Genomic DNA, 18,588 nt, shown 5'->3' on the forward strand with positions numbered 1-18,588 from the left:
GGCAGCGGGCGACGCGCGCGTCAGCGCTGCGCGTCGCCGAAGATCAGCGACACCGCGTTGTTGCCGATCGGGTGGCCGAGCAGGTTCAGCAGCCCGGCGAGGTTCGCCTGCTGCTCGGGCGCCGCATGCGCGGTGCCGCGGAACGATCCCTGGCCGGGGCCGAAGCTGCCGTGGCCGTCGAGAAACAGCGGGCCCTGCGTCGTCGACAGGTCGAGATCGGCGCCCGCGCCCTTCGCCTGCAGCACCGCGCGGTACGAACCGAGCGGCTTCACGCGCGACACGCGCGAACTCATCGAGTCGATCGTCACCGTCAGCTGGCCGAACGCGTTGCTGCCGAACAGGCGCCAGTCGCTCCAGCCGATCCGCACGTCGCCCTGCAGGTCGAGCGTGTTGAACGGCGTGCCGAGCCCCGCGAGCAGCGATGCGGGCACGGCCATCGTGCCCGCCGACAGCACCGCGCCGCGCCATGTCGCATCGAGCGTCACGGCATCGGGCATCGCCTCGGTCTGCCGCATGCGCATCTGCACGCGCCCCGTCAGCAGCGGCCAGAAGCGCGTGGTCCATTCGACCCGGCCCGGCAGCAGTGTCGCCGCGCTCTGGTCGGCGCCCGGCGCGAGCATCAGCGTGCCCGAGCCGTGCCACAGCGACCCGTCCGGGTCGACGAGATTCACGTGTCCGCCGGTCGCGCGCGCGAACTGCGGCGCGATCCATGCCGCCGGCGCGAGCGCGACGAGCGTCACCGCCGTCGCCAACCCGCCCGCCAGTGCCCACGGCAATACGGCGGCGAGCCGTCTGATCCCCGGCCTCATCGGCCGACCGCCGCTTGCGTCATCCACTGCGTCATTTATTTCTGTACGGAAGGTTGCATCACGGCCGTCAGGTCGACCTGGCCGTCGTCCTTCAGCGCGGTCGCGTGCGCCTCGCCGACCTGCACCTTGAACTGCCGGCGCGCGTCGTCGAGCCACTGCGTCCACGCCGGGAACGACACGTTCTTCATCTGCACCTGCACGCCGTTGCCGACGATCTGCACCTGCGCCCCCTGCAGCCCGTGATCGGACAACGACGCGGTCAGCGCGTCCTTCAGCGCGAGGCCGGTCGGCGCGACGCCCTGCGCGGCGGCCGCCAGCGACTTCGCCTCGTTCGCCTGCGCGGTCATCTGCGCGAGTTCGTGACGCATCGCCGGCAGCTCCCGCTGGATTCGTGCGCGGCCTTCCTGCGCGGGCGACCACAGCACCGAATACGCGATCGCAACGGCCAGCACGGCGCCGCCCCAGCCGAGCAGCATCTTCTCGCGCGGCGAGCGCTCACCCCAGAACTGGGCCAGCGTCTGGTTCAGTTGTTCGGTTTTCATGAGCGGCTCCGGATCGTCCATTTGCCCGTGTTGCTGTCGACTTCGCCGGACAGTCCGTTGCGCGCGAGGCGCTGCGTGAAATCGGGATCGACCTTGACCTCAGGCTTGAAGCCGACGTCGAGCCGCCGGTCGTGATAGTCGAGCGACGCGATGCCGTTCAGCGGCAGCGCGCCCATCGAACGCGACAGCCCGCTCGCCAGCGCGAGGAAATCGTTCGGCGACAGCTCGCCGGCCGCCAGGCGAAGCTGGTCGAGCTGGCGCTGCATCTGCGCGGGTGGATCGAGCACCGTCGTCGTCTTCGGGAACGCGGACAGCAGCGTTTCGGTGATCTGCGCGGACAGCGCATCGCGCTCGCGCGACAGCTTCCACCAGTGCAGGTTCATGCCGATCACCGCGACGCCGAGCGTCACCGCGAGGAGCGCGAGCGGCACGCGCAGCCGCTTCACCGTCGCGCGGTCGAAGCGCCACGGCTGCGACTCGAATTCGAACTGGCACAGATCGAACTTCTCGGTGAGCGCGCGGCGCGCGAACGTGTCGAACGGCAGCGGGGCGGCGCCCGGCAGCAGCGCCGCGTCGGACCGGCCGACCGACGCGAGCCGCGGCTCCGCACCCGGTTCGCCGAGTTCGTACAGTTCGACGTCGCCGCCGCGGGCGAGCGCGGCCAGCGTGCCGGCCGCGCGCGCCGCGGGCGCCGCGAAGCCTTCGCCGAGTGCGCCGCGCGCCACCGCGAGTTCCAGGCGCGGCGCACCGGCCGCGGCCGGCTGCGCGCCGGCTTCGACGAGCACCGGTTCGACCGACGTCGCGAGTCCGAGCACCGCGGCAACCGTCGCCGGACGGGCGACCGGCTCGAGCGCCTCCGTGGCGAGCGCGGCGGCATCGGCCGGCGCGACCGGTGCCGGTTCGGCCGACGCGCGCGGCGCCGGCAGGCAGCGCGTCGCGGGCACCGCGCTCAGGTGCCGGTGGCCGGCCGCCGTGAACGCTTCGCAGATCGTGCGGAACCACGCGCGATCGACGACGGCCAGCACGCGGCGCCCGTCGGGCAGCGCGACCGGATCGAGCGCGATGTGGCAGCCGAGCGGATCCTGGATCAGCTGATCCTCGACGATGTTGGGCAGCGCCTGGCGCAGCTTCGGCCCCTTCAGCGGCGGCACGGCCGTGGCCAGCAGCAGCACGTCGCGCGCGGCGACGATCAGCACCGTCGCGTTCGCGCGCGGCAGCAGCGCGAGCGCGGCACGTCCGGCGCGCTGTACCTGGCCGGCCTTGTCGACGAGCGTGAACGGCAGTTCGGGCCACTGCCATTCCTGCAACGGCACGGCAGGCTCGCGCGGCGGCAAAGAAACAATCAACGTGCTCACAAGAGCTCCTCTCCCGATTGGCGTCGTTATAGCTGGTCGCGGATACGCACGACCCGCGTCGAGTGCGTGGTCGGATCACGATACACGAGCGAGGTGCGGTCGACCTCCGCCCGGTCGTGCTGGATCCGGCCATGCACGATGAAATAACTCGAATTGACGTCGACGAGGCTCGAGTCGATCGTCACGTTCGGCGCGCCGGCGCCGCGCAGCGCAAGCTGCACGTCGCCGACGTTCCGGAAAAACACGGTCTCGCGGCGCGACACGAGCGCCTGCGCGGACGACACGCTCATCCCCGGCACCAGCGACGCGATCACTTCGGCCGGCGCGGTGTTCATGTTCACCGGTGTCGTGGTCGGCAGCACGGTGACGAACGGGCGCAGCCGCGCGACCATCTCGGGCGTCACGCCGTCGACGTCGAGCAGACTGTCGACGCTCGTCATCATCAGCGGCGCCGGCCCGCGGTCGCCGCCGGCCATACCGGGATCGTCGGTGAAGCCGCCGCCGCCCTGGTCGGTCGTGACCGGCGCGGTCACGGCGTTCGCCGCGGTACCGCCGCCACCGGGCAGGTTCGGCATCTGGAAACGCGTCGCCGAATGCAGCAGGCCCGCGCGCACCTGCAGCGCGATGCGCTTCGCGAATGCGCCGTCGTAGCCGAGCGTCGTCAGGAGGCGCTGGAAGGCCTGGAGCTGCGTGACGTTCAGCTGCAGCACGCCGGGCGCCGGCGACGACACGAGGTTGCGCAGGTTGAACTTCGCCTGCGCGTCCTCGATCGAGCCGGAGATATAGGTGTCTTCGCCGCCGCTGTCGTTGGGCGCGCCGATCCTGCCGAGGAAATCCGACAGCTTCGTCTTCGCGATCGGCACGCCCCAGATCCCGCCGAGATAGGTGATGCCGGGCGCCGTGTCGCCTTCGGAGCGCAGGATCATCCGCGTCCAGTCGAGCGCGCCGCGCGCGACCCACTGCGCTTGCGCGATCACCCGCTGGTTCTCGATGCGGCGGATCTGCACCTGCTGGCGCCACAGCATTCCCGAGACGAGGATCGCGGACAGCGCGACGACGAGCAGCGCCGTGATGATCGCCGCGCCGCGCTCGCGGCGGGCACGCGTGCGACCGGCGGCACGGTTGCCGCGGTTGCGGAAGGGCGGACGGGAGCGGCGCGCGCGCATCGTCATTCCCCGACGAGGAAGATGCGCGTGACGGGCACGCGCAGCGACGTCGCGCCGATGCTGACCTGCAGCCCCGTCACCGCGCGCGTCGGCGGCGCGTTGCCGATCTGCGGCACCTTGAGCGCGTCGTTGTTCTGCGCGAGCGCGTCGTCGGCCGTCTGCAGGTTGGTGGTCCAGCCCACGCGCGGCACGTACAGTTTCGCGTCGATCGCGCCGACGCCGCCCATCAGCGCGACCCAGCTCCAGCCTTCGACGCTGCTGTCCTTCAGCATCGTGCGCAGCCGGTTCGCGTCGTCGATCGGCGGCGACACATAGCGCACGACGCGCCCGCCGGCGATCCGGTAGCGGACCACCTGCAGCCGCGGCGCGGCGCCCGGCACCTCGAGTTCGCGCACGATCTGCAGCGTGTTGCCGGCGACGCCGATCGCCGGCTGGCCGGCTTCGTCGTCGGTCGCGGCAAGCCGCGCGTCGATGCGCATCTGGTCGAACATCTGCGCGAACACGCGCTCGTCTTCCATCGCGGCCGCGACCTTGTCGCGGCCGCGCATGATCTGGTCGAGCCCGCGCCACGCGAGGATCGCGACCACCGCGAGGATCGCGATCGCGATCATCAGCTCGATCAGCGTGAAGCCGCGGACGCGGCGGGCGGACGGGCGGCGCATCGGCGCGTCAGAGCGGACGGCTGGTTTCATTCGCGACCACCGTCACCATCTGCGCGAGCACGCCGGATTGGCCGGGCATGCTCACCGAAATCCGGACGCGCCGGAACACCGGGTTCGGCGTCGTGCTCACACGCTGCGTGCAGACGAGCTGCACGTTGCCTTGCGAGCAGTCGAAGCTCTGCTCGCCGACCTCCGGCCATGCGTGCGTGAGCCGCAACTGCGCGAGCGCGTTGTCGGCGCTCCAGCCGGCCAGCAGCCGGCGATGCAGGTCGGACGCGTTGGTCGCCATCGTGCCGACCGCACGGATCGACGCGGCGAGCGCGACCGCGATGATCGCGAGGGCGACGAGCACCTCGATCATCGTGAAACCGCGCGATGAAGAAACGGAACAGGGCAGGCGACGACGCATCGTCATTGCACCTCGTAGCGGCCGTTGCCGGTGCCGACGATCGTCGCGCTGCCGGCGGCCGAATGCAGCGTCACGCGCACCGGCGTGTCGATGCTCTCGGTGCCGAACACGACGCGGCTCGCCTGTGTGTCGGAGCCCGGATAGTCGATCTCGGCGCCGGTGACGCCGCCGTCCCAGTCGCGCGGGCGCAGCAGGTCGTCGCGCAGCGTGCGCCAGCCGTCGGGCGAACTCACGTCGAAACGGAAACCGTGCTCGGTCGGCTGCCACGCGATCGGCCGCGCGCGCACCTGCGCTTCGTCGCCGGCCGTCTCGAACAGCAGCGCGACGCGCTGCGCTTCTTCACGCAGGTCGGTGCGCGGATTGCGCGTCAGCGACAGCGACGCGAGCGACACCAGCAGCCCCGCGATCACCAGCACGACCAGCATTTCGAGCAGCGTGAAGCCGCGCGTGCGACGACGCGGCGCGCGGTGGTTCACCGGCCCGCCGTGGGCACGCGCCGGTACGGCCGACACCGCGCCGCGACGCGCACGGCGATCGCGACCGCAGCGGGAGGTCGTGCGAATGGCGGGCATGAAGAACGGGAGTGAAACGCCGGGCCGGTCAGTGCCGGCTTATTGCCACGAACCGATGTCGGTATCGTTGCCTTCGCCGCCTTCCTTGCCGTCGGCGCCGTAGCTGAACACGTCGACCTCGCCGTGCACGCCCGGGTTCAGGTACTTGTAGCCGTTGCCCCACGGGTCGTTCGGCAGGCGCTCCAGGTAGCCGCCGTCCTTCCAGTTGTTCGGGATCGGATCGGTGGTCGGCTTCTGGATCAGCGAATTCAGGCCCTGCTCCTGGGTCGGATAACGGCCGTTGTCGAGCCGGTACAGCTTGAGCGCCTGCATGATCGTGCCGATGTCCTGCTTCGCGGCGATGCGGCGGGCCTCGTCCGGGCGGCTCATGATCTTCGGCACGATCAGCGCCGCCAGGATCCCGAGGATCGCGACCACCACCATGATCTCGATCAGCGTGAAACCGCGCTGACGACGCACGGCCGCGTTGCGGCGAGTGATCCACGTTTGCATGACTGACTACCTCTTCCAAAAAATGTCGTCGATTGAGTGACGCACCCCGCGCACCGGACGATTGCCTGACAGCAAGCTTCCGGTCCCGCGGGCGCGGAGCACGCATTGTAAGGCGCGCATCGTCGAGGGCTTTCACCCAACGCAAATTTCATATACATCCGTACAATAGCGCGCATGAACGCGCTCTCGATCCGGATCCTTTCCCTCGCCCTCTTCGCGGGTTTGTGCGCGACGGCCACCTACTGGGTCGTCACGCTGTCGGCCCGCGAAGCGCCGCTGCCCGCCGCCGCCGCGCGGCTGCCGATCCGCACCGAGGACGCCGCGGCGCTCTTCGGCGGCCAGCTCGACAAGAATCCCGTCCAGGACATCCACCTGTTCGGCATTCTCGCGCTCGACCATGGCGGTGCCGCGATCGTCGGCGTCGGCGGCGAACCGCCGCGCGCCGTGTCGCTCGGCGCGGACGTCACGCCGGGCGCGAAGCTCGCCGAGGTCCGCCCGCGCTCGATCATCGTCGACCGCAACGGCGCCCGCGCCGAAATCCAGCTCCCGGCGAACACGCCGTCCCCCGCGATCTACATGCGCTGAACGGCGACGGCCTGACCGTCAGGCCGCCACGTCACTGCACCATGTTGTTCAGCTCGATGATCGGCAGCATCACCGCCAGCACGATCACGAGCACGATGCCGCCCATCGCCAGGATCAGGAGCGGCTCCAGCAGGCTCGTCAGGAACATCGTGCGGCGTTCGAGCTCGCGCGCCTCGCCTTCGGCCGCGCGATCCAGCATCGTCGTCACGTCGCCCGTCGCTTCGCCGGAGCGGATCAGGTGCACGAGCACCGGCGGAAACGTCTTCACGTTGTTCAGCGCCCGCGACAGCGCGGAGCCCTCGCGCACGCGCACGATCGCATCGTCGATGTTCGCGCGCATCGCGCGGTTCGACAGCGTCTCGCCGGCCGCCTGCAGCGCGCGCAGGATCGGCACGCCGGCCGCGGTGAGAATGCCGAGCGTGCTCGCGAAGCGCACCGTGTTGTAGCCGCGCACGAGCTTGCCCGCGAGCGGTGCGGTCAGCACCCAGCGGTCGAACGCGAGCCTCGGCCCGTCGCGCGACAGCGTCGCCTTCACGAACCACACGACCAGCACGACAGCGATCAGGATTGCCCACCACCAGTGCCGCACGAAATCCGACAGCGCCATCATCACGACCGTGAGGATCGGCAGTTGCTGTTTCGTGCTCGCGAACACGTTGACGACCTGCGGGACGACGTAACTCAGCAGGAACGTGACGATGCCGAACGCGATCAGCGTGACGATCCCCGGATAGGTGAAGGCCAGCAGGATCTTCTGCTTCAGCGCGTTGCTCTGCTCGATGTAGTCGGCCAGACGCGACAGCACGATGCCGAGCTTGCCGGTGTGTTCGCCGGCCGCGACGAGCGCGCGATAGATTTCCGGAAAATCGCGCGGGTGCTGGCCCAGCGCATTGGCGAGCGAATGGCCGCCGAGCACCTCGGCGCGGATCGCGGCCATCAGTTCGCGGATGTAGTCGCGCTCGGCCTGCTCGGTCAGCACGCCGAGCGCCTCGTCGAGCGGCAGCCCGGCGATCAGCAGGCTCGCGAGCTGGCGCGTGAGGATCGCCTGTTCGCGCTGCGACAGCTTGCGGCCGAACGCGAGCCGCTGCGAACGCGCCCCGCGCGTCGCGCTGGCGGCCGGCTCGACGACGAGCGGGGTGAGCCCCTGCGTGCGCAGCTGGCCGCGCGCGGCACGTGCGCTGTCGGCGTCGATGACGCCTTTCTGCGCACGTCCCGCCGCATCGATTGCTTCGAAACGGAATGCCGGCATCGCGCTATGCGCCTCCCGTCACGCGCAGCACTTCCTCGAGCGACGTCGCCCCCGACGCAAGCCAGCGCTCGGCGTCGTCGCGCAGCGTGCGCATTCCTTCCGCGCGGCCGGCGGCGAGAATCTCGGCATCGGCCGCGTTGCGGTGGATCAGCGAGCGGATAGATTCGTCGACCAGCAGCAGTTCGTATACGCCGCGCCGGCCCGCGTAACCCGAATGCCCGCACTTGTCGCAGCCGACCGGATGCCACACGGTGCGGCCGTCCTCGTGCCGCTCTTCCTTGCAGACGGGGCAGAGCTGGCGCACGAGACGCTGCGCGAGCACGCCGAGCAGCGACGACGCGAGCAGGTAGGGCTCGACGCCCATGTCGGTCAGGCGCGTGACGGCGGACGCCGCATCGTTCGTGTGCAGCGTCGCGAGCACCAGGTGGCCCGTCAGCGATGCCTGCACCGCGATCTGCGCGGTTTCGAGGTCGCGGATTTCACCGATCATGATCACGTCCGGGTCCTGGCGCAGGATCGAGCGCAGCGCACGGGCAAAGGTCATCCCGATCCGCTCGTTCACCTGCGTCTGGCCGATGCCGCCGAGGTCGTATTCGATCGGGTCCTCGACGGTCATGATGTTGGTCGTCGCGGTTTCGAGCCGCGACATCGACGCATACAGCGTGGTCGTCTTGCCCGAGCCGGTCGGACCCGTGACGAGCACGATGCCGTGCGGGCGGGCGATCAGCTTGTCGAACTGCACGAGCGTGTCGCGGCCCATCCCGAGTGCCTCGAGGTTCAGGCGCTGCGCATCCTTTTCCAGCAGACGCAGCACCGCGCGCTCGCCGTGCCCGGTCGGCAGCGTCGACACGCGCACGTCGACCGGCCGGCCGCCGACGCGCAGCGTGATGCGGCCGTCCTGCGGCAGGCGTTTCTCCGCGATGTCGAGCTGCGCCATGATCTTGATCCGCGAGATCAGCGCGCCGTGCAGCGCCTTCTTCGGGCGGACGACGTCGCGCAGCGTGCCGTCGACGCGAAAGCGCACGACCGAGGCATTCTCGAACGGCTCGATGTGGATGTCCGACGCCTGTTCGCGCGCCGCTTGCGTGAGCAGCGCGTTGATCATCCGGATGATCGGCGCGTCGTCTTCCGACTCGAGCAGATCCTCGACTTCGGGGATGTCCTGCATCAGCCGCGACAGGTCGACTTCGCCTTCGACCTCGCCGACCACCTGCGCGGCGCTGCCGTCCTGGCGCGCATAGGCCTGGTTGATCGCCTGCGCGAGCTCGTCGGCCGGCACGTGGTGCACGGCAATCGAGCCGAAGTTGCGCGCGATCTCCGCGAGCGCGGCATCGCTCGTGCGTTCGCTGATCCACACCTCGAGCGTGTCGTCGAGCTGGTGCGCGATCAGCACCTGGCCGCTCTTCGCGAAGCCGTACGGCAACAGCCGCGCGGCGAGCGGCGACGGCGGCTGGCGTTCGCCCGGCGCGCCGTCGTGGGCGGAAGACGCGAGCACGTCGCTCACTGCGAGGCTCCCGGCGTGGCGGTCAGCGGCTGTTGCGGCACGGCCTGCTGCGGCACGCTCTGCGGTTGCGCGGGCGTCGCCTCGGGCAACGGCTGGGCCGGCACCGGCACCACCTGGCGCTGTACCTGCTGGCGACGCATCTTGTCGAGATCGAACAGGTTGCCCGCGGCCGTGCCGCCCTGGCTCGGGCCGATCGGCATCGGCGGGACGACCGGATCGTCCTTGTCGCGGATCACGTTGTTGTCCGACTTGTACGCGCCCGTCACGCCCTGGATGTAGTCGTAACGATTGGCCGTGACTTCCTGCGCGGTGCTGCGATCGGAAATGATGACCGGGCGCAGGAACACCATCAGGTTGGTTTTCGCGCGCACCTTCGATTCGGAACGGAACAGCTGGCCGATCCACGGGATGTCGCCGAGCAGCGGCACCTTGCTGTTCGACACCTGGTAGTTGTCCTGCATCAAGCCGCCGAGCACGATGATCTCGCCGTTGTCGGCCAGGATCGTCGACTGGATCGAGCGTTTCGTGAAGGTCGGGCCGGTCTGCGCGCTGGTCGTGCCGGCGACGACCGCCGAATCCTCGGTATAGAGCTGCAGCTTCAGGATCCCGCCGTCGGTGATCTGCGGCTTCACGTGCAGCGTCAGGCCGACGTCGCGGCGGTCGTACGTATTGAACGCATTGCTCGTCGTGCCGCTCGTCAGGTTCGAATACGAACCCGTCGCGATCGGCACGTTCTGGCCGACGACGATCTTCGCTTCCTCGTTGTCGAGCGTGATCAGGTTCGGCGTCGACAGCACGTTCGCGTCGCTCACGCCGGCGAAATACTGCAGCAGCGCGCCGAGCCCCTGCACGCCGAACATGTTGTGCAGCCAGCCGATGTTGAGCCCTTGGGACAACTGCCCGAGATTGGAGGCCAGGCCGCCGCCGGTGATCCCGCCGGCGGCGTTGGTCAAACCGCCGGCCGTCAGGTTGACGATGCTGTTGCCCAGGCCCAGCCCGGGGTTCAGGTTCGTGCCGCCGAGAAACTGGCCGCTCGCCACCTGCCACTGGATGCCGAGGTTGCCCTGCGTCGTCGAGTTCAGCTCGACGATCAGCGCTTCGATGTAGACCTGCGCACGCCGCGCGTCGAGCTGGTCGATCACCGAGCGCAGGTTGCGGTAAACCGGATCGGACGCGGTGATGATCAGCGAGTTGGTCGCCGCGTCGGCCTGGATCATCCCGCCCGGCTGGTTGTCGTCGCCCTTGTCCTTGTCGCCGCCGAGCAGGCCGCCCGTGCCGAGACCGCCGCCGCCGGACGAGCCGCCGTACGACGAGGACGAAGACGAACCGCCGAGGCCGCCCGACGGCAGCGGCGGGGTACCGGACGTGCCGGTCGAGAAGTTGCCGCTCGACGACGAGCCGCCGTTCTGGTTGAAGCTGTTCGCGTCGTTGGACGAAGCGGACGAGCCGCTGTCGTTGCCGCCCTTGCCGAGCATCCCGCGCAGCGTCTTCGCGAGCTTCACCGCATCGGCGTTGCGCAGCGGCACGACGTGCATGTTGCCGGGCACCGCGCTCGGCGCGTCGAGCTGCTGCACGAGGCGCTTCGCGGCCGCGAGGCGCGACGCGTTCGACGCACGCAGCAGCAATGCATTGGTACGCGGGTCGGCCGTGACCGACACCTTCAGCGTGGCGTCGCTGTTGCCGATCGCGCCCGGATCGAGCATTTTCTGCAGCTGCGCGGCGAGGTCGATCGCGTTCGCGTTGCGCAGCGGCACGACCTGCACCTGCGCGCCCGCGGCGCTGTCGATGCCGGAGATGATCTGCGCGATGCGGCGCACGTTGTCCGCATAGTCGGTCACGACGATCGTGTTGTTCGCCGGGTAGGCCGTCACCGTGTTGTTCGGCGAGATCAGCGGGCGCAGCACGGGCAGCAGGTTGTTCGCCGATTCGTTGTGCAGCTCGAACACCTGCGTGATCACCTGGTCGCCGCGGGCCTGCGGCACATTGCCGACATAGGTCGGCACGCCCTGCAGCTTCGCGTCGGCTTCCGGCACGACCTTCAGCACGCCGTGATCCTGCACGAGCGCGAAGCCCTGCATGCGCAGCGCCGACTGCAGCGTCTTCAGTGCCTGGTCTTCCGGTACCGGCCGTTCGGCCACGAGGTTGAGCTGCCCCTTCACGCGGGGGTCGACGATGATGGTCTTGCCGGTCGCGGCGCCGATCGCTTTCGCGACCTGGTCGATATCCGCATTCACGAAATTGAGCGTGACCTGAGCGTAGGCGGCCTGCGAGACGATGATGCCGGCGACGAGGAGGGTCGTGGCAATGCGCCGCATAACGAAGCGATTTCTTGTCATGGATGAATGGGTCGATGCCGGCTCAGGCCACTTCCGGCGGTAGTGCTGGGATCCAAGTCCGAAAGAGGCGACATTAGCAGTTTTTCATGTCCGAAATATCACATTGATCCGAGGACTGTCTCACATACGACAGGGATCCGGCGAATCGTATGCAATATGTAAGGATGGGGGCGACCCGCCGCATGCCGGCCATCGCCCCCGATTCGCGACGAACCGACATGAAAATGCGGTATAACCGGGCTGCCGTATTCCTGCATGTCGCAATCTGACGGTCTGCCGGTATGATACGGTCGGCGCGTTTCTCGTCGCACTAATAACAGGCACGGGTTTTCCCGACCTTCGCGCAATTCCTTTTCGTTTTCGCACGATGAACAGACGACGGTTCGCTTCGATCGCGTTGATCGCCGCTGGCGCGTGGTTCGCCAGCGCAAATGCTCGTGCGGATTGTTTCGACGAAGCGGCCAGATACCAGCAGGTCAATCCGCTGATCCTGCGCGCGATCGCGTGGCAGGAATCGCGCAACCGCCCCGGCGCGCTGAACAAGAATACGAACGGCTCGGTCGACTACGGCCTGATGCAGATCAATTCGATTCACCTGCCCGCGCTGTCGCGCTACGGCATCGGCCGCGACACGCTGATGGAACCGTGCAAGAACGTCTACATCGCCGCGTGGCATCTGAAGCAGAAGATGAACCGTTACGGCAACACGTGGCAGGCCGTCGGCGCCTATCATTCGGAAACCCCGTCGCTGCGCGACAAGTATGCGCGGCAGATCGCCGGCATCCTGTCGCAGTGGAAGCTGCTGCCGCCCGTGCAATGACGTGGCGCCGCGTCGCGGCCCGACCCGGTGCCGGCCGGCCGGCGCCCGTTTGATGCACAATGCGGATCTCGCGCCGCAACTTCGCCCGTCCGCGGGCCGATCGCGCCCCGGAAGGGCGCCGCGGCCGCTTTTTCATCTTTTCCGTTGGTGCATATCATCATGAATCCGGCAATGAACCAGCCGTTGCCCGTCACCGTGCTGTCCGGCTTCCTCGGCGCCGGCAAGACCACGTTGCTCAATCACGTCCTCGCGAATCGCGCGGGCCTGAAAGTCGCGGTGATCGTCAACGATCTCGCGGCGGTCAACATCGATGCGTCGCTCGTGCGCGATGCGCAGGCGCTGTCGCACGTCGAGGAACGCCTCGTCGAAATGTCGAACGGCTGCATCTGCTGTACGCTGCGCGACGACCTGCTCGTCGAAATCCGCAACCTTGCATCCGAAGGCCGCTTCGACGCGATCATGATCGAATCGACCGGTATCGCGGAGCCGATGCCGATCGCCGAAACGTTCACGTTCGTCGACGACGACGGGACGTCGCTGTCGTCGATCGCGCGGCTCGACACGCTCGTCACCGTGGTCGACGCCTACAACTTCCTGCGCGACTACGGCTCCGACGACGCGCTCGCGACGCGCGGCATCGCCGCGTCGGAAGACGACGACCGCACGCTCGTCGAGCTGCTGATCGAGCAGATCGAATTCTGCGACGTGCTGGTGATCAACAAGGCGGACCTCGTCGGCGCCGACGATCTCGCCCGCCTGCAGCACATTCTCGCGCGGCTCAATCCGCGCGCGCACCAGGTCGTGTCGACGTTCGGCAACGTGCCGCTCGACGAAGTGCTGAACACGGGCCGCTTCGATTTCGACGAAGCGGCGAACGCACCCGGCTGGCTCGCATCGCTCGATCACGATCACACGCAGTGCGACGACCCCGACTGCCATGACGCACATCATGCGCACGTGCACGGCGAAGCCGACGAATTCGGCATCGGTAATTTTGTTTACCGCGCGCGCCGGCCGTTTCACCCGGCCCGCCTCTGGGCGCTGCTGCATCAGGAGTGGCCGGGCGTGCTGCGCAGCAAGGGCTTCTTCTGGCTCGCGACGCGCAACGACATCGCCGGTTCGCTGTCGCAGGCTGGCGGCGTCTGCCGACATGGGCCGGCCGGGCTGTGGTGGGCCGCGCAGGATCGCGCGGAATGGCCGGACGATGACGAATTGCTCGGCGAAATCCGCGCCGAATGGCTGGGCGATCTCGACGATCGCGCGGTCGGCGATCGCCGGCAGGAACTGGTGCTGATCGGCATCGCGCTCGACGCCGATGCGTGGCGCGCGAAACTCGACGCGTGCCTGCTGACCGATGCGGAGTTCGCGGTCGGCGCGGCGGGTTGGGTCGCGTTCGACGATCCGTTCCCGGCATGGGACGTCGATTCGCACGACGACGACGATCACGGCAACACGCAGATCGTGCACGACTGACCGCGTCGTAACGGCTTGTAAAAGTAACCGTTAACTTTTGCAAGAGCGGCGCGGACTGTGGCGAAAATGCCGCGCGCGCCCAACAAAAAACCCGCCGAAAGGCGGGTTTTTCTTGGAACAGGCGCGGGTTTAACGCTTGTTGACGGCGTCCTTGAACGCCTTGCCAGCCGTGAACTTGACCGTCTTGGCTGCCGGGATCTTGATGGTTTCGCCCGTCTTCGGGTTGCGGCCCGTACGTGCTGCGCGCTTGCCCGAACCGAAGCTGCCGAAGCCGATCAGCTGAACCGCATCACCCTTCGACACGGCCTTCTTGATGACTTCGAGCAGCGTGTCCAGCGTTTCGCCGGTTTGAGCCTTGCTGGCGCCCGTTTGGGCGGCGACGGCGTCGATCAGTTCCTGTTTGTTCATTAAGGTTCCTTTATCAGGTTAGGTTGACACGAACAGCGCGAACGCGCCGATTATACGTGCGCGAACCGTGCCGTCGAGAGTCAGACTCCGACGGCACAGCGCCGAATCCTGGCCCGCGCGACGCGCCCTCCGGCTTGCCGGCGGCCACCCCGCGGTACGGCGTTGCTATGATAGCGCAGCGCAAACCCAATAACGACAAGGGTTTCAAAGATTTTCATCGGTATTTCGCCGAATGAATCGTCGATTGCCCGTTTTTTGACCTGCGCCAACCGGACAGGATACGCAGCGCGGTCCGCCCGTGCGCCGCCCCGTTGCCCTTTTCCAACGGCCGGTCGGACGGCTCCGCGCAATCCCTTGCCAGGCTTGGCTGCCACGTTTTTTGTTTCGCATGCCCGACCGACTTGTACCCGCCACGCTCGCGCCTCGCGACGACGGCACGCTCGTCTCGCCCGAGTTCGGCGAGCTCCATCGCAGTGCGTCAGGCGCGCTCGCGCATCACGCGTTCATCGCGGAAAACGGGCTGCCGGCTCGCTGGCGACAGCGTCGCACCTTCACGATCGTCGCGACGGAATTCGGCACGGGCGCCGGCTTCCTCGCGACCTGGGCCGCGTGGCGCGACGATCCGTCGCGCTGCGAGCGGCTCCATTTCGTCGCGGTCGAACCGCATCCGTTTTCGCGCGAAGACCTGCGTCGCGCGGTTTCCCATATCGTTGCGAACACAACCATATCCGCGGATGCCGATGCATTGATCGACGCATGGCCGATGCTCGTGCCCGGCCTGCACCGGCTCGAATTCGACGAAGGGCGCGTGGTGCTCACGCTCGCCTTCGGCGATACGGCCGACATGCTGAAGAAGCTGGTCGTGCGGGCCGACGCGTTCTATCTCGACGGCGCCGCGTCATCGACCGACGTGATCCGCGCGCTCGCGAAGATGGCCGGCGACGCCGCGACGTTTGCAACGCGTGCACGTTCCGACGAGATGAAGCACGCACTCGGCGAAACAGGTTTCATCTTTCGCGAAGTCGACGATCGGCTCGTCGGCGAATATGCGCCGCGCTGGCGCGCGCGCCGGCACGAACCGCCGCGCGCGCTGGCGGTTGCCACGCGTCGCGCGCTGGTGATCGGCGCGGGCCTGGCCGGTTGCGCGGTCGTCGAACGCCTGGCCGCGCGCGGCTGGGACGTCACGCTGATCGAACGGCACGAACGGATCGCGAGCGAAGCATCGGGCAATCCGGCCGGCGTATTCCATCCGCTGATGACGCGCGACGACAACGTCGCGAGCCGCCTCACGCGCAGCGGCTTCCTGCACGCGATCGCACGCTGGCGCGCACTCGAACGCGCGGGTCATGCGTTCGCGCGCAGCACGCACGGCATGATTCATCTCGCCGAATCGGCCGACGACTTCGCGCGGATGCGCGACGCATTCGACGCGTTCGGCGCGCCGTCCGACTATGTGACGCTGCTCGATGCCGACGCCGCGCGTGCGCATCTGAACCTGCCGGTCGCACATGGCGGCCTGCTGTTTCCGCACGGCGGCGCCGTCTGGCCGGCCGCGCTGTGCGCGGCGCAGTACGCGGCGGCCGGCGAGCGCGTACGCCTGCTTGCCTCCACCGGCGTCGCGCGGCTCGAGCGGCACGGCGATGCATGGCACGCGCTCGACGATACGGGTGCGACGCTCGCCGAAGCGCCCGTCGTCGTGCTCGCGAACGCGGGCGACGCCGCGCGTCTTGCCGGGCTGCAGCATGTCGCGCTGCAGCCGGTACGCGGCCAGCTCACGCTGCTGCCGCCGGGCACCACGGCGCCGCTGCCGTGCCCGACGATCGGCGACGGATATGCGGTGCCGCTCGACGACGGCACGCTGCTGATCGGCGCCACGTTCGAGCCCGACGACGTCGATCCGGCGATGCGCGCGGCCGGTCACGTTGAAAACCTCGATCGTGTGCGGCACCTGCTGCCCGGCCTGATCGGCGAGCTGCCGGATCCCGCCACGCTGCGCGGCCGCGTCGCATTCCGCTGGGTCGTCGGGGACCGCCTGCCGCTCTTCGGCCCGCTGGCCGACGAAACGCGAGCGCTCGCGAACGCCCGCGCGCTGGGCGGTGCGCAGGCACGCGATTTGCCGCGTACGCCCGGCCTCTACGGCGCATTCGGCTTCGGCTCGCGCGGCCTCGTGTGGGCCGCGCTCGGTGCCGAACTGATCGCATCGCAACTCGAAGGCGAACCCTGGCCGCTCGAGCGCGAACTCGCCGACGCCGTCGACCCCGCACGCTTCCTGATCCGCGCACTGCGCGCACGCCGCGTCGGCTCCGCCGGCTGACCGGCACGCGAATCGCGCACAGTTTCCCGATTTTTTCGCGCAAGGTTATCCACGCCACGCTGTGGATAACCGCGCGGAATCCGCACGCACTTCGTGTGTAATCACAGTGGACGTAAACTGGGCAACTCCGCACAGCTGTGCAACGGCCCGAAAGTTGCTCAACTCAAACGACTGTGCACGAACAGCCTGTGCAACCGGTTATGGTTTCGCCAACGCCTTGATCCGTCAGCGTAAACCGAAGTTATCCACAGAACTGTGCGTCCTTTGTTAACTTCTACTATGTATATATACAAGTAAACCTTTGAAACCAAAGACCTGTGGTGCCGCACAGCGCCGCGAGTCGATTCAATCGGTTCCGGAACGAAAAAGCTGTGGCACAATCGGTTTCCTTCGCGTTCGTCCGGCCAGGCGCCGGACATGCTTCAATGGAACGGTCCGCACGATTTCGAATCTGAATCTTCGAGACTGCGCAGTCCGTTCACACATCAGGCCGACAATCCAGATCGGCAACCTGAACGACGTTCCGCCCTGTGGCGGAACAGGCGGATCCCATGTCCCGCCGTCGTCGACCACAACAATCACATTCGGGGCGATACCCAGCCGGCGCGCATCCATTTCTGACGCTTGACCCCGCGTCGCTGGCGGTTGCTTCCAAAGGAGAAGTCACCACGATGAAGTCGGCGTTCTCATTCCTGCCCAACTGGCCGCTCGCGCCGGATGCCGTGTTCTGGGCCGGGCTCGCGCTGTTCGCGGCCGGCCTGTGCGGCGAGCTGTGCTACCGCGCGTGGCGTCTGCCGCGCATCACCGGTTATGCGGTGATCGGTCTCATTGCCGGTTCGTTCGGATTCGGCGTGATCGATACCAGCACCGACGAAACGTCGCGGCTGCTGATGGATGTCGCGCTCGGCCTGCTGCTGTTCGAACTCGGCAGCCGCCTCGACCTGCGCTGGATCCGGCGCAATCCGTGGCTCGTCGCGTCGAGCCTCGCCGAAGCCACGCTGACGTTCGTGCTCGTGCTGTTCGTGATGCTCGCGCTCGGCGTGTCGGGGATGGTCGCGCTCGTGCTGTCGGCGATCGCGATCGCGACGTCGCCGTCGATGGTGATCCAGCTCAAGACCGAACTGCGCGCGGAAGGGCAGGTGTCGCAACGACTCATCACGCTCACCGCGCTCAACAGCGTGTACGCGATCGTGCTGACCAAGCTCGTGACGAGCTGGCTTCACCAGGAAGCGTACGGCAACGTGTTCGCGACGATCCTGCAACCCGTGTACCTGATCGCCGGCTCGTTCATCGTCGCGTATCTCGTCGCGCGTTCGTGCAACTACCTGTTCCGCCACATGACCGCGACGATGCGCGACGAGCATTCGTTCGTCGCGCTGTTCGGGCTCGTGATGCTCGCGATCGCGGTCGCACAGGCGTTGAAGCTGTCGACGCTGCTCACGCTGCTGCTCGCCGGCATCATCGTGAAGAACCTCGAGGCGCGGCCGCAGCTGTGGCCCGAGCATTTCGGCACGGCCGGCTGGCTGCTGACGGTGGTCCTGTTCGTGCTGACGCTCACGTCGTTCACGTGGGGCGACATCGCGCTCGGCGGGCTGCTCGCGATCGTGCTGATCGTCACGCGGCTCGTCGCGAAGCTGGCCGGCGTCGTTGCGTTCGCGAAGCCGAGCGGCCTCGGGATGAAGCAGGGCATTGCGCTCGGCATCGCGCTGACGCCGATGTCCGCGCTGTCGTACCTGCTCGTCGACGACACGTACCAGCTCTACCCGAATTTCGACCCGCACCTGCGCGCGATCGTGATGTGCTCGATCGTGATCCTGCAGCTCGTGAGCCCGTTCGTTGTCTACCGCTGCCTGTCGGCGGTCGGCGAACGCAGCGACAGCAACTGATTCCGG

17 protein-coding genes are annotated in these 18,588 nt (G+C 68.0%); 5 read left to right on the plus strand and 12 right to left on the minus strand.

The window, feature by feature from the left end; all coding sequences use genetic code 11:
- Positions 1 to 20: 20 nt before the first annotated feature.
- From AC0KUR_RS27490 to gspG, 8 genes are read right to left on the minus strand one after another with little or no spacing between them, the layout of a single operon-like run.
- Positions 21 to 809: a type II secretion system protein N gene (locus AC0KUR_RS27490; protein WP_034188204.1), complete on the minus strand. Its 789-nt coding sequence runs from the start codon at positions 807 to 809 to the stop codon at positions 21 to 23.
- Between the two features lie 35 nt (positions 810 to 844).
- Entirely contained in the window at positions 845 to 1,351 is a 507-nt protein-coding gene (gspM, locus tag AC0KUR_RS27495; protein ID WP_034188258.1) for a type II secretion system protein GspM, read from the minus strand.
- Positions 1,348 to 2,706: a type II secretion system protein GspL gene (gspL, locus tag AC0KUR_RS27500; protein WP_034188203.1), complete on the minus strand. Its 1,359-nt coding sequence runs from the start codon at positions 2,704 to 2,706 to the stop codon at positions 1,348 to 1,350. Before gspL ends, gspM begins: the two co-directional genes overlap by 4 nt.
- Before the next feature lie 26 nt (positions 2,707 to 2,732).
- Positions 2,733 to 3,872: a type II secretion system minor pseudopilin GspK gene (gene gspK / locus AC0KUR_RS27505; protein ID WP_226253713.1), complete on the minus strand. Its 1,140-nt coding sequence runs from the start codon at positions 3,870 to 3,872 to the stop codon at positions 2,733 to 2,735.
- A 2-nt stretch (positions 3,873 to 3,874) separates the two neighbouring features.
- Positions 3,875 to 4,534, minus strand: a complete 660-nt coding sequence (locus AC0KUR_RS27510) for a PulJ/GspJ family protein (protein ID WP_034188202.1) — start codon at positions 4,532 to 4,534, stop codon at positions 3,875 to 3,877.
- A 7-nt stretch (positions 4,535 to 4,541) separates the two neighbouring features.
- On the minus strand, positions 4,542 to 4,949 hold the full coding sequence (gene gspI / locus AC0KUR_RS27515; protein WP_049029107.1) for a type II secretion system minor pseudopilin GspI: 408 nt from the start codon (positions 4,947 to 4,949) through the stop codon (positions 4,542 to 4,544).
- On the minus strand, positions 4,946 to 5,515 hold the full coding sequence (locus tag AC0KUR_RS27520) for a GspH/FimT family pseudopilin (protein ID WP_226229767.1): 570 nt from the start codon (positions 5,513 to 5,515) through the stop codon (positions 4,946 to 4,948). The genes gspI and AC0KUR_RS27520 overlap by 4 nt, the downstream gene beginning before the upstream one ends.
- A 39-nt stretch (positions 5,516 to 5,554) precedes the next feature.
- A complete protein-coding gene (gspG, locus tag AC0KUR_RS27525) occupies positions 5,555 to 6,007 on the minus strand; it encodes a type II secretion system major pseudopilin GspG (protein ID WP_049029109.1) in 453 nt (150 codons plus the stop codon).
- Between the two features lie 174 nt (positions 6,008 to 6,181).
- On the opposite strand from gspG, the gene AC0KUR_RS27530 reads away from it, so the two are divergent.
- Positions 6,182 to 6,592 (plus strand): type II secretion system protein N, encoded by a 411-nt coding sequence (locus AC0KUR_RS27530; RefSeq protein ID WP_034188199.1) that lies wholly within the window; start codon positions 6,182 to 6,184, stop codon positions 6,590 to 6,592.
- Positions 6,593 to 6,623: 31 nt separating this feature from the next.
- Here AC0KUR_RS27530 and gspF read toward each other — a convergent pair whose 3' ends face one another.
- Genes gspF through gspD form a run of 3 tightly spaced genes read right to left on the minus strand, consistent with a single transcriptional unit; the run spans position 6,624 to position 11,681 of the window.
- Positions 6,624 to 7,841 carry a type II secretion system inner membrane protein GspF gene (gene gspF / locus AC0KUR_RS27535; RefSeq protein WP_034188198.1) on the minus strand — a complete coding sequence of 406 codons (1,218 nt, stop codon included), beginning with the start codon at positions 7,839 to 7,841 and terminating at the stop codon, positions 6,624 to 6,626.
- 4 nt (positions 7,842 to 7,845) lie between these two features.
- Complete coding sequence (gspE, locus tag AC0KUR_RS27540; RefSeq protein ID WP_034188197.1) at positions 7,846 to 9,345, minus strand: type II secretion system ATPase GspE; 1,500 nt, start codon at positions 9,343 to 9,345, stop codon at positions 7,846 to 7,848.
- A complete protein-coding gene (gspD, locus tag AC0KUR_RS27545) occupies positions 9,342 to 11,681 on the minus strand; it encodes a type II secretion system secretin GspD (protein WP_034188196.1) in 2,340 nt (779 codons plus the stop codon). Before gspD ends, gspE begins: the two co-directional genes overlap by 4 nt.
- A gap of 367 nt (positions 11,682 to 12,048) precedes the next feature.
- Here gspD and AC0KUR_RS27550 point away from each other — a divergent pair, with 367 nt between their 5' ends.
- Both AC0KUR_RS27550 and AC0KUR_RS27555 read left to right on the plus strand, forming a co-directional pair.
- Positions 12,049 to 12,501, plus strand: coding sequence for a lytic transglycosylase domain-containing protein (locus AC0KUR_RS27550; RefSeq protein ID WP_034188195.1), 453 nt, complete (start codon positions 12,049 to 12,051; stop codon positions 12,499 to 12,501).
- 159 nt (positions 12,502 to 12,660) lie between these two features.
- Entirely contained in the window at positions 12,661 to 13,974 is a 1,314-nt protein-coding gene (locus AC0KUR_RS27555) for a GTP-binding protein (RefSeq protein ID WP_069705889.1), read from the plus strand.
- 129 nt (positions 13,975 to 14,103) lie between these two features.
- Here the strand turns inward: AC0KUR_RS27555 and AC0KUR_RS27560 are convergent, their stop codons facing one another.
- Positions 14,104 to 14,382 (minus strand): HU family DNA-binding protein, encoded by a 279-nt coding sequence (locus AC0KUR_RS27560; RefSeq protein WP_006401505.1) that lies wholly within the window; start codon positions 14,380 to 14,382, stop codon positions 14,104 to 14,106.
- A gap of 388 nt (positions 14,383 to 14,770) precedes the next feature.
- On the opposite strand from AC0KUR_RS27560, the gene mnmC reads away from it, so the two are divergent.
- Positions 14,771 to 16,696 carry a bifunctional tRNA (5-methylaminomethyl-2-thiouridine)(34)-methyltransferase MnmC2/FAD-dependent 5-carboxymethylaminomethyl-2-thiouridine(34) oxidoreductase MnmC1 gene (gene mnmC, locus AC0KUR_RS27565; protein WP_473376661.1) on the plus strand — a complete coding sequence of 642 codons (1,926 nt, stop codon included), beginning with the start codon at positions 14,771 to 14,773 and terminating at the stop codon, positions 16,694 to 16,696.
- Between the two features lie 671 nt (positions 16,697 to 17,367).
- Positions 17,368 to 18,582: a cation:proton antiporter gene (locus AC0KUR_RS27570; protein ID WP_034188193.1), complete on the plus strand. Its 1,215-nt coding sequence runs from the start codon at positions 17,368 to 17,370 to the stop codon at positions 18,580 to 18,582.
- Positions 18,583 to 18,588: the final 6 nt, after the last annotated feature.

The organism is Burkholderia sp. YHN3-13, from assembly GCF_055810675.1.

Excerpts from the sequence above, each read along its gene's own strand:
- AC0KUR_RS27490 (WP_034188204.1), bottom strand. The coding sequence starts at position 809 with ATGAGGCCGGGGATCAGACGGCTCGCCGCCGTATTGCCGTGGGCACTG.
- gspM (WP_034188258.1), bottom strand. The coding sequence starts at position 1,351 with ATGAAAACCGAACAACTGAACCAGACGCTGGCCCAGTTCTGGGGTGAG.
- gspK (WP_226253713.1), bottom strand. The coding sequence starts at position 3,872 with ATGCGCGCGCGCCGCTCCCGTCCGCCCTTCCGCAACCGCGGCAACCGT.
- AC0KUR_RS27510 (WP_034188202.1), bottom strand. The coding sequence starts at position 4,534 with ATGCGCCGCCCGTCCGCCCGCCGCGTCCGCGGCTTCACGCTGATCGAG.
- gspI (WP_049029107.1), bottom strand. The coding sequence starts at position 4,949 with ATGACGATGCGTCGTCGCCTGCCCTGTTCCGTTTCTTCATCGCGCGGT.
- AC0KUR_RS27520 (WP_226229767.1), bottom strand. The coding sequence starts at position 5,515 with ATGCCCGCCATTCGCACGACCTCCCGCTGCGGTCGCGATCGCCGTGCG.
- gspG (WP_049029109.1), bottom strand. The coding sequence starts at position 6,007 with ATGCAAACGTGGATCACTCGCCGCAACGCGGCCGTGCGTCGTCAGCGC.
- AC0KUR_RS27530 (WP_034188199.1), top strand. The coding sequence starts at position 6,182 with ATGAACGCGCTCTCGATCCGGATCCTTTCCCTCGCCCTCTTCGCGGGT.
- gspF (WP_034188198.1), bottom strand. The coding sequence starts at position 7,841 with ATGCCGGCATTCCGTTTCGAAGCAATCGATGCGGCGGGACGTGCGCAG.
- gspD (WP_034188196.1), bottom strand. The coding sequence starts at position 11,681 with ATGACAAGAAATCGCTTCGTTATGCGGCGCATTGCCACGACCCTCCTC.
- AC0KUR_RS27550 (WP_034188195.1), top strand. The coding sequence starts at position 12,049 with ATGAACAGACGACGGTTCGCTTCGATCGCGTTGATCGCCGCTGGCGCG.
- AC0KUR_RS27555 (WP_069705889.1), top strand. The coding sequence starts at position 12,661 with ATGAATCCGGCAATGAACCAGCCGTTGCCCGTCACCGTGCTGTCCGGC.
- AC0KUR_RS27560 (WP_006401505.1), bottom strand. The coding sequence starts at position 14,382 with ATGAACAAACAGGAACTGATCGACGCCGTCGCCGCCCAAACGGGCGCC.
- mnmC (WP_473376661.1), top strand. The coding sequence starts at position 14,771 with ATGCCCGACCGACTTGTACCCGCCACGCTCGCGCCTCGCGACGACGGC.
- AC0KUR_RS27570 (WP_034188193.1), top strand. The coding sequence starts at position 17,368 with ATGAAGTCGGCGTTCTCATTCCTGCCCAACTGGCCGCTCGCGCCGGAT.